The sequence below is a fragment of the Dorea sp. AM58-8 genome (assembly GCF_003464045.1).
GTDB classification, from domain to species: Bacteria; Bacillota; Clostridia; order Lachnospirales; family Lachnospiraceae; genus Claveliimonas; species Claveliimonas ammoniilytica.
The window spans coordinates 103,932-119,220 of the sequence record NZ_QSDM01000008.1 but is presented as its reverse complement, the minus strand read 5'-3'; the positions used below and the strand labels follow the sequence as shown (position 1 = coordinate 119,220).

General features: G+C 41.4%; 12 protein-coding genes and 1 pseudogene. 1 reads left to right on the top strand and 12 read right to left on the bottom strand.

Annotation, left to right across the window (positions count from 1 at the left end):
- Nucleotides 1–337: 337 nt before the first annotated feature.
- From DXA18_RS08040 to DXA18_RS07985, 10 genes and pseudogenes are all read right to left on the bottom strand, one after another.
- Nucleotides 338–1,588 carry a saccharopine dehydrogenase family protein gene (locus DXA18_RS08040; protein ID WP_118383457.1) on the bottom strand — a complete coding sequence of 417 codons (1,251 nt, stop codon included), beginning with the start codon at nucleotides 1,586–1,588 and terminating at the stop codon, nucleotides 338–340.
- A gap of 467 nt (nucleotides 1,589–2,055) precedes the next feature.
- Entirely contained in the window at nucleotides 2,056–2,430 is a 375-nt protein-coding gene (locus DXA18_RS08035) for a cupin domain-containing protein (RefSeq protein WP_199665561.1), read from the bottom strand.
- A gap of 105 nt (nucleotides 2,431–2,535) precedes the next feature.
- Nucleotides 2,536–3,792, bottom strand: a complete 1,257-nt coding sequence (locus tag DXA18_RS08030; RefSeq protein ID WP_118383456.1) for a DNA polymerase Y family protein — start codon at nucleotides 3,790–3,792, stop codon at nucleotides 2,536–2,538.
- Between the two features lie 7 nt (nucleotides 3,793–3,799).
- Nucleotides 3,800–6,380 (bottom strand): annotated as a pseudogene (gene clpB / locus DXA18_RS17395) (ATP-dependent chaperone ClpB).
- A gap of 117 nt (nucleotides 6,381–6,497) precedes the next feature.
- A complete protein-coding gene (locus DXA18_RS08020) occupies nucleotides 6,498–7,586 on the bottom strand; it encodes a DnaJ C-terminal domain-containing protein (RefSeq protein ID WP_118383455.1) in 1,089 nt (362 codons plus the stop codon).
- 158 nt (nucleotides 7,587–7,744) lie between these two features.
- Complete coding sequence (locus DXA18_RS08015; protein ID WP_118383454.1) at nucleotides 7,745–8,194, bottom strand: Hsp20/alpha crystallin family protein; 450 nt, start codon at nucleotides 8,192–8,194, stop codon at nucleotides 7,745–7,747.
- A gap of 779 nt (nucleotides 8,195–8,973) precedes the next feature.
- On the bottom strand, nucleotides 8,974–9,297 hold the full coding sequence (locus DXA18_RS08005) for a hypothetical protein (RefSeq protein WP_330424473.1): 324 nt from the start codon (nucleotides 9,295–9,297) through the stop codon (nucleotides 8,974–8,976).
- Between the two features lie 542 nt (nucleotides 9,298–9,839).
- A complete protein-coding gene (locus DXA18_RS08000) occupies nucleotides 9,840–10,613 on the bottom strand; it encodes a NifB/NifX family molybdenum-iron cluster-binding protein (RefSeq protein WP_118383453.1) in 774 nt (257 codons plus the stop codon).
- Nucleotides 10,614–11,025: 412 nt separating this feature from the next.
- Nucleotides 11,026–11,352 carry a hypothetical protein gene (locus tag DXA18_RS07990; protein ID WP_243007075.1) on the bottom strand — a complete coding sequence of 109 codons (327 nt, stop codon included), beginning with the start codon at nucleotides 11,350–11,352 and terminating at the stop codon, nucleotides 11,026–11,028.
- Nucleotides 11,353–11,437: 85 nt separating this feature from the next.
- Nucleotides 11,438–12,358, bottom strand: a complete 921-nt coding sequence (locus DXA18_RS07985; RefSeq protein WP_118383451.1) for a hypothetical protein — start codon at nucleotides 12,356–12,358, stop codon at nucleotides 11,438–11,440.
- Nucleotides 12,359–12,492: 134 nt separating this feature from the next.
- On the opposite strand from DXA18_RS07985, the gene DXA18_RS07980 reads away from it, so the two are divergent.
- Nucleotides 12,493–13,152 carry a Crp/Fnr family transcriptional regulator gene (locus tag DXA18_RS07980; protein ID WP_243007074.1) on the top strand — a complete coding sequence of 220 codons (660 nt, stop codon included), beginning with the start codon at nucleotides 12,493–12,495 and terminating at the stop codon, nucleotides 13,150–13,152.
- A 116-nt stretch (nucleotides 13,153–13,268) separates the two neighbouring features.
- Here DXA18_RS07980 and DXA18_RS07975 read toward each other — a convergent pair whose 3' ends face one another.
- Nucleotides 13,269–14,960 carry an FAD-dependent oxidoreductase gene (locus tag DXA18_RS07975; protein ID WP_118383449.1) on the bottom strand — a complete coding sequence of 564 codons (1,692 nt, stop codon included), beginning with the start codon at nucleotides 14,958–14,960 and terminating at the stop codon, nucleotides 13,269–13,271.
- A 1-nt stretch (nucleotide 14,961) separates the two neighbouring features.
- Nucleotides 14,962–15,282 carry a rhodanese-like domain-containing protein gene (locus tag DXA18_RS07970; RefSeq protein WP_118383448.1) on the bottom strand — a complete coding sequence of 107 codons (321 nt, stop codon included), beginning with the start codon at nucleotides 15,280–15,282 and terminating at the stop codon, nucleotides 14,962–14,964.
- Nucleotides 15,283–15,289 lie beyond the last annotated feature (7 nt).

The following is a 15,289-nucleotide window of genomic DNA, read 5'->3' as shown; positions in this document are numbered from 1 at the left end:
CTATTGTTCAGTTATCAAAGTTCTTTGTGTTGTCGTTTGCGACAGCTTTAATAGATTATCACATCTTTCGTCGCTTGTCAACAACTTTTTTATTTTTGTTGTTTCAGCGGTGTGTACTCGCTCGAAACAGCTTATCTAGAATATCATGTTCATCGACATTTGTCAACAACTTTTTTCATTTCATATATTCCGGATTTTTGGTTGTGTCTCATGGACAGCGGTGCTTCTCAGCCCTGTCTCACGCGACAGCTTGTATAATATAGCACAGCAGTCACATCACTGTCAACAGCTTTTTCATTTATTTTCATTTTTGTCTACATTTACTCATTTGTCTACATTACATTGCGAGTATACGATATTCAAAGCCAGTTTCCTTCATTAATTCCATATATGGCATCGGGTCAAAATATTCCGGAGAATATACTCCCGACTCTTTCCATATACCACGCCCGATTAATTCTATAGAAAGTGCTGCCCCAAAACCCGTCTGCGCAGTTACCGCCTGTGAATGCCACCGTTTCATGGAAGCCTGATTATCAAATGGCTGATAGATAAAGTACTCTTTCTTGTCTCCATTTTTCTTGCCAATGCAATGCACACCTACCAGCATACGTCCTGTCATTTCATCCCCTATGTCCTTCGGCTGAGGTGCACAGGCTGCCACTACATCTCGCGGCACTACAGACACATCTCCTACCTGCACCGGATGAAGGCTGCGTAGTCCAAGGTGATCTAATACCTTTAACGCCGTGATCAGATTCTCATCCAGGCTGATCTTAAAGGTCGCACGTTTCAATCCATATTCACCCAGATATCTTGGCATAGTTACGGTTTCCTCATGTTCTACTTTTACTAATGTATTAGCTCCCACTCCATCCGGCATCTGGAATACCTCTTTTCCGGCAAATGGTTTCTCTACGATAAAGCCACCGCGTTCTTCATCATATTCCACATTGGGATTCATCACTTCGTCAAGCACAGTCCATACATTAAACCCGAATGTAATATCATCCGGATCAGCTCCGGGGATCGTAAGGTTGCCACCATCTTTTACATGTACTTCAGTTAGTTCATCAAATAATTCCACTGCAGCATATTTAGCAAATACATTAACCACACCCGGGTCTATACCCATACAGATTACTGCCATGTTTCCACGTTCTTTCCATTTTTCATGGCGATCAAAATTATATCTGGTCATAGGCTCCGTATAACTGTTTTCAATTCCAAGCCCATAAGCCGGATGTTCCATCGGTACCGACCAGGTACCCATGCTTCCGTAATTCGCCCCAGTCTCATAAGCCGCATCAAAGATTATATTACTTGCAAAAGGCGGAGCTGCGTCCATAACAAAATCAATTTCATATTGTCTAATCAAGCTGAACAACTCTTCTTTACTGGTTGCATCTGCCTTTGCTGCCTGAAAATGATCCGGTTCTTCCAATGTATCAGCAATCTCCTTTGCGCGCTCTTCGTCATAATCACAGATCAATCCATACTCCAGCCATTTATGCGACGGATCTCTCCATTTCAATACTTTCATTATACTCTCACCGACTGCTCCGGCTCCCACAAGCATCATTCTCATAATCATTTCTCCCCTCATTCAATGCGGATGTTCTTGGTTTTTGACTCGTCGCACAATTCTGCACAACGGCTTATTGCACAAATCATCAGAAGTGCCATAAGGCACATTCTGAGATTGCATGCGGTCGTCAAGGCCTCGAGCAAGCTCGGACTTTGACTCGTCGCAATACAAAAAAAGAGATAAACATACCGTTTCCCTGTACATCTATCTCTCTGTCCGTTTGCCAGTTGGTTCTTGCCACGTAGGCGATGCTAATGCATTCTCTCCAAAGATTCGTCCGACTGCCTTCCTTTTGCCTGTCAGTTTCCGCAGAGGAACGATGCATTCCCCCGGTTTGCTTCTTCGGCCCCTTTCGGTGTCTAGAGCAGTCATCATCCGCTTTATTTATATTACTATTATACGGCAGCACTACCGAAGCCCGTCAAGAACTTTCTTGAAAATCCTACAATAATCTTCATAAAAAACTTTTATAAATAATTCATATCCAATGCTTTATTCGTGATGAACAAAATATCCACATCTTCTTCATCCGATGCACCATGTGTCATCTCCACGCCTTCATCGTGCCATACAAATTCCCCTGGACCAAATGTACCATGCGAAGTCACCAGTGTTCCTTTCAGCACATAGATACTATGAGCACAATGATGTGTATGCAGTGGAATCATACATCCCTTAGGATAACGTATCTGCTTAATCGTCATCCCAGTCTCAGGATCTACGACCAGTTTATGCTCATACATCAACACCCCCGTCTTGGAATTATTATGTGGATAGTTCTCAATCGCATCCATTTCTTCTTTGTTATAAGAAATTACTCTTTTTTCATTTGTTTCGCTCATATACCTTTTCCTCCATATGACCTGGAAGTCTCTAATCAACTTGATGTTACTGACTCACAGACAGGTTCCATCCCCGGTTTCCGACAATAACATACCCGCCAGCACTTACAATTGTGTTCCACGTTTCACAGCATCATCGCCATACTTTTTTCGTATCTGATCCAGTGCCTCATCCAAATTGCGTAATTTATCACTACGTAATGTATGTTCAGTCGATAGTATACTATGTATTTTCTGTGTACTATGCGTGTCTTTCCCTGCACTGCTATGCAGTATCGGCATATCAAAAAGACTCATCTGCTCCGGTTCATCTTCATGCACCAGCTTGGAACTTCGAAGTCCAAGGAGTCGGATCGGTTCTCCGTTCCAAAATTCCCGAAACAGTTCCATCGCTATATCGTATATCTCCATATCATTATTGGTTGATCGAAAAAGCTGCTTCTGATGCGAGTTATCCCGAAATGTATGATAACGGATCTCCACACTCAGCATACCTGCTTTCATCCCGGCATTGCGAAGACGCCTGCCCACACTTTCTGCCAGATTAAAAAGAACTTTTCCAGCTTCTTCCTCAGTGGTAACATCTTTTGCAAGAGTCCTAGAATTACCAATTCCTTTTGACTCTGCCCGCACCGGTCGCACTACATCATCTCCGATACCATTAGCCGATTCCCAAAGCATTCTTCCATGGCTTTTCAAATGCAACTCCAGAATTGCCGGATCCGCCTGTGCCACATCACCAATTGTCCGCATTTCCAGCTTATGAAGTGTCTCTACGCTGGATCTGCCTGCCATGAACAGGTCCTCCACCGGAAGCGGCCACATTTTTGCCTGAATCTCTTCCGGAAAAAGCGTATGCACTTTATCTGGTTTTTCAAAATCAGATGCCATCTTAGCCAGCAGTTTATTCGTGGATATTCCTACATTTACGGTAAAGCCAAACTTATCGCGTACTGCATTTTTAATCTCCATAGCACCATCTATTGGCGAATGAAATCGATGCGCAATACCGGTAAAATCCATAAAGCATTCATCTACACTGACCTGTTCTATATCTGGTGTATAATCCCGCAGAAGATCCATAAGCCTTTTACTGTATTCCTGATAGCGCCTGTGATCCGGAGGTACCACCACAAGATCCGAACACTTACGAAAGGCATTCGCAACAGGTTCCCCCGTACGGATGCCATATCTTTTAGCAGACTGGGACTTGGCAAGCACAATGCCATGGCGCGACTTCTGGTCACCGCCTACAATAGCATTGATCTTACGCAAATCCCGGTCTGCGCCATTCTTCAATTCTTCTACCGCGCTCCAGCTCAGGAATGCAGAATTAACATCAATATGAAATATTATGGTCATTGATCTATTATTCGCTTCTTGCCGTCAGACTGCCATTCTCCACATCAATTACAATGGTCTGATCTGCACCGACGCCACCCTGCAGCATCAGCTTAGCAGCCAGTGTCTCTACATGTTTTTGCAGGAATCTCTTCAGCGGACGTGCACCATACATCGGATCATATCCGCCTTCTACCACGTAATTCTTCGCTGCATCTGTCAGCCTGATGGAAATCTCCTTCTCTTCCAGACGTTTGTTCAAATCAGCTATCAACAAGTCAATAATGCCATGAATATTATCCTTCGTCAACGGCTTAAACATAATTGTCTCATCCAGACGATTCAGAAACTCCGGACGGAAATGTGCTCTCAGATCTGCCATAACAGCATCCTTACTTGCTTCACTGATATTACCGTTCTCATCAATTCCTTCCAGCAGATAAGAGGAACCAATATTTGATGTCATGATCAGTATCGTATTCTTAAAATCTACCGTACGTCCCTGAGAATCCGTAATACGTCCGTCATCCAGTACCTGAAGAAGTACATTAAATACATCTGGGTGTGCTTTTTCCACCTCATCAAACAGAACAACTGAATATGGTTTTCTACGAACAGCCTCTGTAAGCTGACCACCCTCGTCATATCCCACATATCCCGGAGGCGCTCCGATCAGACGAGACACAGAATGTTTCTCCATGTACTCACTCATATCTATACGGACCATATTGGACTCGTCATCAAACAGGCTCTCTGCAAGTGCTTGGCAAGTTCCGTCTTACCTACACCAGTAGGTCCAAGAAACAGGAAAGAACCGATCGGCTTAGTTGGGTCTTTAATGCCTGCTTTGGAACGAATGATTGCTTCTGTCACAAGTTCTACTCCTTCATCCTGTCCAATAACTCTGTGATGCAGTTCATCTGCCAGATGCAATGTCTTATTACGTTCGCTCTCATTCAGTTTGGCAACTGGAATTCCGGTCCATCTGGATACGATTCTGGCAATCTCTTCATCTGTTACACACTCGTGTACCAGGGATCGATCTTCATCCTTTGTCTGTGATTCCAGTTCTTCCAGCTGCTGTTTGAGCTGCGGCAGCTTACCATACTGAAGCTCTGCTGCCTTATTCAGATCATATGCCTGCTGTGCTTTCTGAATCTCTTTACCGACATTTTCAATCTCTTCACGTACCTTATGAATACGCTCTACAGCTTTCTTTTCATTATCCCACTGAGCTTTCTGTCCGGCAAATTCTTCCCGGAGTTCAGCCAGCTCCTGCTGCAAATGCTCCAGACGCTCCTTGCTGAGACGATCTTCTTCCTTCTTAAGTGCAGCTTCCTCGATCTCCATCTGCATGATACGACGATTCATCTCATCCAGTTCTGTCGGCATGGAATCAAGTTCTGTCTTGATCAGGCACATGCCTCATCCACTAGGTCAATTGCCTTATCAGGAAGGAACCGGTCAGAGATATAACGGTTAGATAATGTGGCCGCTGCTACCAGCGCGCTGTCAGTAATCTTAACTCCGTGGAATACTTCATAACGTTCTTTCAGACCACGCAAGATAGAAATAGCATCCTCAACCGTTGGCTCATCCACAAGTACCGGCTGGAAACGACGTTCCAGTGCGGCATCTTTCTCAATGTACTGTCTGTACTCATCCAGTGTAGTTGCTCCAATACAATGCAACTCGCCTCGCGCTAGCATCGGCTTCAGCATATTGCCCGCATCCATGGCACCATCTGTCTTACCTGCACCTACGATCGTATGCAACTCATCAATAAAGAGGATAATGTGTCCGTCACTGTTCTTGACTTCCTCCAGAACAGCTTTCAGACGTTCCTCAAATTCTCCACGATATTTGGCACCGGCTACCAGTGCCCCCATATCCAATGAGAATATCGTCTTATCTTTCAATCCTTCCGGCACGTCGCCTTTCACGATACGCTGTGCCAGACCTTCTACGACTGCAGTCTTACCTACACCAGGCTCACCGATCAGTACCGGATTATTCTTGGTCTTACGAGACAGGATACGAACCACATTACGGATCTCTGCATCACGACCAATGACCGGATCCATCTTCTGATCTCTGGCTCTTTCCACCAGATCTGTACCATATTTGTTCAATGTATCATAGGTGGCTTCCGGATTATCGCTGGTTACCCGCTGGTTGCCACGCACTGTAGAAAGTGCCTGGAGGAACCCTTCCTTACTGATACCCATCTCCCGGAAGATTCCTTTCATTGCACGGCTTGGATAACGAAGCATTGCAAGGAACAGATGCTCAACTGATACATACTCATCACCCATCTGCTTTGCTTCATCCTCTGCGTGCACCAGGACATTATTCAGATCCTGTCCAACATACTGCTTACCGCCCTGCACCTTTGTGCGACCGGCGATTGCCTGTTCCACACGCTGTGTTACCACACCTATGTCCAGGCCCATCTTCTCGATCATCTTCGGGATCAGCCCATCATCCTGTGTAAGCAATGCATACAGCAAATGTTCCTGCTCGATTTCCTGATTACCATAGTCCATTGCAATCTTCTCGCAGTCCTGAACTGCCTGAAGTGATTTCTGCGTAAATTTATTTATATTCATAAAACATGCCTCCTTTGACATGCGAACCAGTCGCACTTCTCTTTGTTCTATTCACAATATAGCACCGGCTATTAGCCAAGTCAATAGTCGAGTGCTAATTCTTTTCATCTATTATTATCATGCTGCGCCCTTTGTTCTGCCGCCACATGCTGCTTCAAATTCTCGCAATTTTCGTTTGGCTTCTTCTGTCAGATTCTTCGGAACATCAATCTGTATTGTCACATACTGATCTCCTTTTCTGCCAGAATCCCTCATTGCACCAATACCCTTGCCTTTCAGACGGATCTTGGTTCCGGACTGAGTACCCGGATTAATCTTACACATAACCTTTCCGGTCAGTGTAGGCACAATGGTTTCGCCACCGAGTACCGCTGTTGTAAATGGTACCCGGGCAGTGGTGTATACATCCATTCCTTTTCTTTCAAATCCTGGTTTCTCGCCTACTCTTACTTTCAGTAACAAATCGCCCGATTTGCCGCCATTGATACCTGGCATTCCTTTTCCTTTCAAACGAATGCTCTTACCGTTATCAATACCTGCCGGGATATGAACCTTCAGTGATGTCTCACGTCCACCATTATTCGGATCCGTCAGATGGATAATCTTATCTGCACCAAATGCAGCTTCATCAAATGTTACATCTATCTCTGCTCTTGTATCAGAGCCATTCTCTCGATACTGACCTCCAAAACCTCCCTGGAATCCACCACCGAAGTCTCCACTGTGGAACCCTCCGCTATGGAAGCCTCCATTGTGGAAGCCGTTTCCAAAATCGCTGTAACTGCTGTGGCTGCTCCGTCCTGCACCACTGCCAAAGCCTCTGCCGAAGATATTCTTCAGGATATCATCCATGTCTCCCATATCTCCGCCTTCAAAATGATACTCATGGAAGGTGCCATTCGGATCACTGTACGTATATGTTCCTCCACCCGGTCCGCCGTATCCATATGCTCCGGAGCCTCCCGCTCCTGCCGTGCCATCAAATGCCGCATGACCGAACTGATCATACATTTTCTTCTTTTCCGGATCGCTGAGGACATTGTAAGCTTCTGTTGCTTCCTTGAATTTCTCTTCTGCCTGTGGATTGTCTTTGTTCGTATCCGGATGATATCTCTTCGCCAGCTTACGATAAGCTTTCTTAATCGTATTCTTATCGGCTGCCCTGTCTATACCAAGGACATCGTAATAATCCCGCTTCGCTGACATGTCTCTCCCTCCCATCTATATATTTATCTTATGATGCCAGGGTCAAAAAGTCTAAATCCGCAGGCACCATACATATTATTACTCTGTTACTGGATTTGAATACCCCGCAGGTTCGGGTGCCTGCGGGGTATCTGATACTTACATCTACAATTTTACAATTACTCGATGGTAATATAATGACTCTTTTCTTCTACCGGCTTCTCCTCTTCCTTCGGTACTACGAAGGACAGAATACCGTTCTCATACTTCGGATGAATATCTTCCTCTGTAAGGTACTCACCAACATAAAAGCTTCTGCTAAGACTTCCGGCATAACGCTCTTTTCTGATATAGTTACCTTTCTTGTCTTCCTCATCTTTATCCAGGCCCTTGGCTGCACTTACAGTCAGTACACCATCTTTCAAATGCATCTGGATCTCATCTTTTGTAAATCCCGGCAGATCAATATCTACTTTATATCCTTCTTTTGTATCTTTCACATCAGTCTTCATAAGGTTCTTTGCATGCTTACCATACAGCTCTTTATCCACATTCGGAAATGCTGGAAATGCAAAATCATTCATAAAATCATCAAATAAGTTCTCTCTAAAAATACTAGGCATCATCATAAGTCATATCTCCTTCCAAATGATAAATAATATATTTAGCACAATCGGAAAATTCCGAGGTGTTGATTGCTGGAACTTCTGGAATCGTGATTCGGAATCCTGTATGAATGCTGTCGGCTTCATATCTCTGATTCTTTATCCCTCTTCCTTTGTTCTAGTTGTACTATAGCACCTATTATTAGCACTGTCAAGAGATGAGTGCTAATTTTTTGATTTTTTTTTGCAAACCTTGATTTTACGGGGTTTGCAACACTTTTTCTTTCTTATAATCATCACTTTTTCTTGATTTGACACCATTCTGACACCAATTTTTTTATTTTTGGTGTCAGCTAATTGCTACGCTTTCCAGCCTTGTGATTTCACTCTCAATTCTGGACATCTCACTTACATGGTTATATAGCACCAGTAGTTGGTGCTGATCTGCCAACCCTTATCCTTTCTCATAATTTGAACGCAGATAAGCATTCCCCCGCTTCAAGTGCGCGGACACTAAACGGCGGGTGAGGGGGATGCTTATGTCAGTGGGAGTTGAAAGCTCCCACCGACAAATCGCGAAGCGACTGCGTTCATGCGCAAGTAGCGAAGCGGATTGCGAATGTCCGCTTTACTCTATTTCATTGTATTTTTTCAAAAAAATCCCATGCCGGATGATTTGCATACAGCATAGGATATGTAGGTTTATATTGTGTTTGAAAATTGTTTCAGAATTGTTAATTCAAGCGAAATATTTAACACCAAATCAATTTCTTAATTCGTTTTCTTTCTTATCCGTAATATTGTTATCTGCATCCATGACAGCCCGTACATGCTGTGCCTTTTGATGCCATCCATAATCTTTCTGCCGCAGGTGTCCAGTTTGCTGCCACCTCCTCACATTTATCTAAAAATTCCTTTGCTGTCTCAAGATTCTGATAGTCTGTACTTCTAGCCCCATTCTTTTCTACAATGTCCGTAAACCGTCCTGGATTATCAAGTACAGGACACGGACGAAGCATGTTATCATTAAACGGTTGATTGTCATGATATCCCATAAAAAGTCTTGAACAGTATGCCTCTAACAATGTCTTTTCCCTGATATTGGAATCTGAGTAATGGATTTCCACTCTCTTTTACTTACTCATCCATATTATTTTCTCCTTAAATCTATCCTCAGGCATACAAACTGCAGTAATTGTAATTTCTACAATTGCTACTAATGATACTATAACAAATATCATTTTCTTCATAAATCTCACCTTGTTTTATGGACATATTTCTATCTGATATTTATTTTTTAATTGAGTTTTATTTGAGGCATGTTGATTCTCTTACATTCTATTTTATCATACACGTCTAAAATATCCTATACCAATATCTTGAAACGTGTATGCACATTTAATTTTTTACTTTCTATTCTTCACCACAACACCCGCTACTACTGCAACTACTACCACTGCTACTACGATAACTTTTCCCATGTTCCGAACCTCCTTTCGACTTCGTTAAGCGCATATTATCCTATATTTGTTTATATTTTGATAAAGCAATGTTTGAGTAATATTAATTTTCTGTTCCATTATTTAACTTAACAAAAAAAGGATGCGCTACGGTAACTTCTCCATTACCTTGGCACATCCTTTCGTATTATTATTTTTTACTATTCTTCTTAATGACAACTATGGCTTCCACATCCGTGCTCGCCACATGTATGTCCTTCCCCGTGGCTGTGCTCATGGTGAGAACATTTCACATCTGGATTGTAATCCAGTGTTTCATTAATAAAGGCTTCTACTGCTTCATCCGCATCTCCGGAAACTCCTCCAAAAAGTTTAATACCAGCTGCCGCTAACGCTGTCTGTGCACCGCCTCCGATTCCGCCACAGATCAAAATATCTGCGTTCAATGCATTAAGAACTCCTGCCAATGCACCATGTCCGCTTCCATTCGTATCTACTATTTCTGAATGTACTACTTTTCCTTCCTCTACATCGTAAATCTTAAATGTCTCTGTGTGTCCAAAGTGCTGGAAAATCTGTCCATTTTCATATGTTACTGCTATTCTCATGATACCTTCTCCTTTTTCTTCTGCATATTTTTTGTATATTTCCTGTTTATAACATCCTCCAAAGCTGCAGTTGCTGCTCTGACCATCACAGATTCTGAAATCCCCACCCTCAATTCTGAGTGGATGTCCATCAATGAGTGCATCTGCTATTTTCTTCCTGGCAATCTCGTAAATTCGTTGAACTGTTGTTCTTGCGACTTGCATAGATGCTGCACACTGCTCCTGACTATAACCTTTCTTGTCCAAAAGACGAATTGTCTCATACTCATCTACCGTCAGAACAATAGGTGTTTTTTTCTCAGTATTATCTGCCGGAAGAAATTCTAAAATATTGGGGAAATGACAGACTTTTCTGCATTTTACTGGTCTCGGCATAAACTGCTCCTTTCTTGCTTTTTTATATAATAGCCTTATAAAAGGCATATCGGAACCATTTTGAACTCATCCATCTCGGGGTTGGTTTATTTCTTGAGCATTTTAAATCTCCACCAAGCTTACTAAAAAGCTGGCCACGTCCACACAAATGATTACAGAAAAATTTATTTCCACCGAATATTGCTATTCCTAACGGCACCAGGAAATCAATCATCCCAAACCAAGCGAACAAAATATTTAAAAAACCTAGAGCAAAATAAATGATCGCCCATATCCATAAATAATCATACCAATGCTTTGTTCCCCTTTCAAATTTGTTATCTCTATTGTACCTGAAAAAGGTAAATTCTTCTGTGATATTATTACATAAGAATTTACCTTGACCGCTAATAACTAAAAAGACATATTTTTATTATACATCACCTTTATATTTATATATGATGTTTAGAATCTCCTCAATTGTTCTAATAATTATTTTTTGTTTTTCTTTCATTGTTATAGATTTGCTTTCTTCTTCAGATAACGAAGAATAAAGGTGGATAGTATTAGCATGATGCCATATTTCATCGCAAATTTTCTCAATTTCATCAGTACTCCGAAATGCCTGGTCTGTTTGCATTTGCAAGTGTTCTCGTTGCTCTTCCAGATGATTCATCTGTTCTAGTAACTGATCCCTTTCTTTCTGCAATTGATCATGTTGTGCTTGCAGTTGATCCATTTGTATTTTAATTTCGCTCATCTTATCTTTCTGTCTCCGCATAAGCATCATCAAATATACAACTATGAATGCAAATAATAGTATTATATACAGCATAAACGTCTCCTCACGACACATATATTTTGACAGTTTTCCGAAAATCAACTATCGACAATGGCATAGAAAGAACAGTTACTTTCCCTGGTTCCTTTTTAATCTCAACAGAATCAGGATTGCCTGTGATTAAAATTACAGGTGTTGTCCTGTCAGCACGCCATGGCTGATTCGGTTGTCTCGTCATATCTTCGGTAACAATCCAAAGATCCGGCTTATGTTTTCCTAATTTTGTTTTAGCACTTTCCGGTGTGTAAAACAGCATGATCTGCTCTGAAATAAACTGCAATGCTTCTTTTAATCCTTTTGCATAGCGTTCATTGCCACAGATCAGTGCAATAATAGAATCATCTTTCTTTTTTTGTGTTACCTGAATAAAATCCAAAACTGGTGTATTATAGAGACTAAAGTCTTTTTCCAAATTAACTTTATCATAGTAACTCTTTGCTGCCTTGCACATTCTCAGACAAAACTGTTCTATGTCTATACGAATATCGATCCTGTTCTCCTGTATGTTCATACTGTCCAACTGACAAACTGACATTCCACAGTTTAATCCAAGATGAAAGTGTATATTATTTTCATCATTTAAAAATCCTTTGTTTTGATGAAGATATTCACACCGAAGCTGCCAACAACGTCCTCCGCAAATATATGGCTTTTCATCGGATTGAGATAGTTTAAAGTGGTCCCCTGCATATTCATCAAACCAGCGGATATACTGGGTTCCCACATCACGGGTCGGATTTTTTTGCCGATCCAGCATAACCCGGCCATCTCGATAATGTTTAACAATTTCCGGGAAAGCAATACCTCCGCAAATATCTGGCAAAGTCAATGCCAATGCCAGTGCAGACTGCCATCTTCTATCTACAATATTCAGTTCTACTTCTTCAATTCGGTCCAAAAATGTAAAACTGACATCTCCCTGCATTATTTTTCCCTCCCTCATATTTACATCAATCATGTACTATAATCAGTATATTTTTATTTATGGCATATGTCAATTATAGAATTGACGCATCTTAAAAAAGCAAGTATACTATGTTCGTAAAGGAGATAACTGTTATGAACTTCGAAAATTATTTTCCACTATGGAATGATTTGAACATAGCACAGAAAAAACTAATTTCAGACAATTTAATCACACAGAATGTAAAAAAAGGAACGATCATTCACAATGGAAACCTGGATTGTACTGGATTATTACTGGTTAAATCCGGGCAGCTTCGAACTTACATATTTTCAGATGAAGGACGGGAGATTACACTCTACCGTCTGTTCGATATGGATATGTGTCTTTTATCCGCCTCATGTATCATGCGGTCCATCCAATTTGAAGTAACCATTGAAGCAGAAAAAGATACTGATCTTTGGATCATCCCTGCTGAAATCTATAAAGGTATTATGAAGGAATCTGCTCCTGTCGCAAACTATACCAATGAGTTAATGGCTACCCGTTTTTCTGATGTCATGTGGCTGATTGAACAAATCATGTGGAAGAGTTTGGATAAGCGAGTTGCTTCATTTCTTTTAGAAGAGACCTCTATCGAAGGAACAAATGAATTAAAGATCACTCACGAAACCATCGCCAACCATCTTGGTTCCCACAGGGAAGTTATCACTCGAATGCTCCGATACTTTCAAGGCGAAGGACTCGTCAAACTCTCCCGCGGTAAAATCACAATCCTTGATTCGAAAAGACTGGAAACACTACAAAGATCATAAAAATGTTTTTCTATAACATCTAAAGAATCCTCCATTTATCAGAATTATGAAAGTCGTTCTAATAAATGGGGGATCTTTTTATACTACGATTAAACTATAAAAATATTTGTTTATTTCTAATAATCCATACCGCATGCATATGCCCTTCCGATCAGCGCACGGTCATTAACCACTGCATCATAGAAGCGGAATCCACCGGAAAAGTTGTATGTTTCATAACCGTTTCCTTCCAGAATACGGCTGGCAATGTAACTGCGCAGACCACTTTGGCATATCAGATACACAGGCTTTCCTTTCTCAATTTCATTAATTCGTTCCCTCAGTTCATCTACAGGAATATTGTTGAATCTATCCATATGACCCCTGTTAAATTCACCTACCGTTCTCACATCCAGCAACACCACATTTTGATCTTTAGAAATCTTATCCATATCTTCCAAATGCCATTGTTTTAAGGTACCTTTCGCTATATTGTCTATCATGAATCCAGCCATATTTACAGGATCCTTGGCAGATGAATAAGGCGGTGCATATGCGAGATCTAAATCTTTCAGCTGGGTTGCCTTCAGCCCTGCATGAATTGCTGTTGCCAGCACATCAATACGTTTATCAACTCCTTCATATCCAATAATCTGAGCACCAAGCAAACGATAGGTTTCTTTTTCAAAAACCACCTTCATGGTCATCACTTTTCCACCGGGATAGTAACCGGCATGACTCATAGGAGAAAGAATTACTGTATCTACCTCTAATCCTGACTTTTTGGCATTGGTTTCATTGATACCTGTAGTGGCTGCTGTCATATCAAATACTTTGATAACAGAACTTCCCTGACTGCCCAGGTAACGACTATCACCACCACAAATGTTATCCGCGATGATCCTGCCCTGTTTATTGGCAGGTCCCGCTAAAGAGATTAACGCATCATTACCAGTAACATAATGTTTTACCTGAACTGCATCACCTGCAGCATAAATATCCGGTACAGAGGTTTCCATTCTGTCATTCACTACAATACTTTCTTTGATGCCAAGTTCCAGACCAGCTTCTTTTGCTAATGCTGTGTCTGGTGTAACTCCGATTGCCAGCACCACCATATCAGCCTGAAGAGATGGATTATCTTTCAATAAGACCTCCACTCCATTGTTTTTTTCTTGAAATCCTTCTACTGTATAGCCCAATACCAGTTTTATTCCATGCTTTCTCATTTCATTATGGATCATGGATGCCATATCCGGATCAAAAGGATTCATCAGCTGCTTAGGCCGCTGGACGATTGTAACATCCATGCCAAGCTCCCTCAAATTTTCTGCCAGCTCTAAACCAATAAAACCGCCACCAGCCAATACAGCCGATTTTGGATGATTCTTATTAATATATTCTTTTATCCGAAAAGTATCTTCTACAGTACGAAGTGTAAAAAGTTTATCAATACCTACTCCTGGAAGTCTCGGCTGTGTTGGCTTTGCACCTGGAGAAAGGATAAGTTTATCGTAATTTTCTTCAAATATTTCACCATTTTCTAAATTTTTCACTGAAACAGTTTTACGTTCCGGATGTATGGAGATAACTTCATGATGAATTTTCATATTAATACGGAAGCGTTTAAAAAAACTCTCAGGTGTCTGTAGTGTAAGTTCTTCCGGATCTGTGATTGCATCTCCAATATAATATGGAAGCCCACAATTCGCATAGGATATGTATCCGGATCTTTCAAACACAGTAATTTCTGCATGTTCATCCAGTCTTCGGATTCTTGCTGCAGCTGTAGCTCCTCCGGCTACACCGCCTACGATTATTACCTTCATCTTATTTTTCCACCTTTCCTGAATAACCAGCAATGCCACCGATATTATTTACTTTAGAATATCCCATTCGTTGCAACAGCCCTATTGCTTGACGACTTCGGGCTCCGGAATAACAGTATACAAACAGTGGAATTTCTGTATTCTTCGCTACTGAAACAACATTATTAAGTTGTTGTAACGGTACATTTTTACTTTCTGGTATATGCCCTTCCTGATATTCCTGCGGAGTACGTACATCCAGCAGAACTGCACCAGTAGTCCTTTTATATTCCTCTATCCCTTGATTAATATTCGCCTGTTTAAGGAAATCGAAAAATCCCATTAGCGCA

Coding starts and splice junctions, on each gene's coding strand:
- DXA18_RS08040 (WP_118383457.1), bottom strand. CDS start 1,588: ATGAGAATGATGCTTGTGGGAGCCGGAGCAGTCGGTGAGAGTATAATG.
- DXA18_RS08035 (WP_199665561.1), bottom strand. CDS start 2,430: ATGAGCGAAACAAATGAAAAAAGAGTAATTTCTTATAACAAAGAAGAA.
- DXA18_RS08030 (WP_118383456.1), bottom strand. CDS start 3,792: ATGACCATAATATTTCATATTGATGTTAATTCTGCATTCCTGAGCTGG.
- DXA18_RS08020 (WP_118383455.1), bottom strand. CDS start 7,586: ATGTCAGCGAAGCGGGATTATTACGATGTCCTTGGTATAGACAGGGCA.
- DXA18_RS08015 (WP_118383454.1), bottom strand. CDS start 8,194: ATGATGATGCCTAGTATTTTTAGAGAGAACTTATTTGATGATTTTATG.
- DXA18_RS08000 (WP_118383453.1), bottom strand. CDS start 10,613: ATGCCGAGACCAGTAAAATGCAGAAAAGTCTGTCATTTCCCCAATATT.
- DXA18_RS07990 (WP_243007075.1), bottom strand. CDS start 11,352: ATGAGCGAAATTAAAATACAAATGGATCAACTGCAAGCACAACATGAT.
- DXA18_RS07985 (WP_118383451.1), bottom strand. CDS start 12,358: ATGCAGGGAGATGTCAGTTTTACATTTTTGGACCGAATTGAAGAAGTA.
- DXA18_RS07980 (WP_243007074.1), top strand. CDS start 12,493: ATGAACTTCGAAAATTATTTTCCACTATGGAATGATTTGAACATAGCA.
- DXA18_RS07975 (WP_118383449.1), bottom strand. CDS start 14,960: ATGAAGGTAATAATCGTAGGCGGTGTAGCCGGAGGAGCTACAGCTGCA.
- DXA18_RS07970 (WP_118383448.1), bottom strand. CDS start 15,282: ATGGGATTTTTCGATTTCCTTAAACAGGCGAATATTAATCAAGGGATA.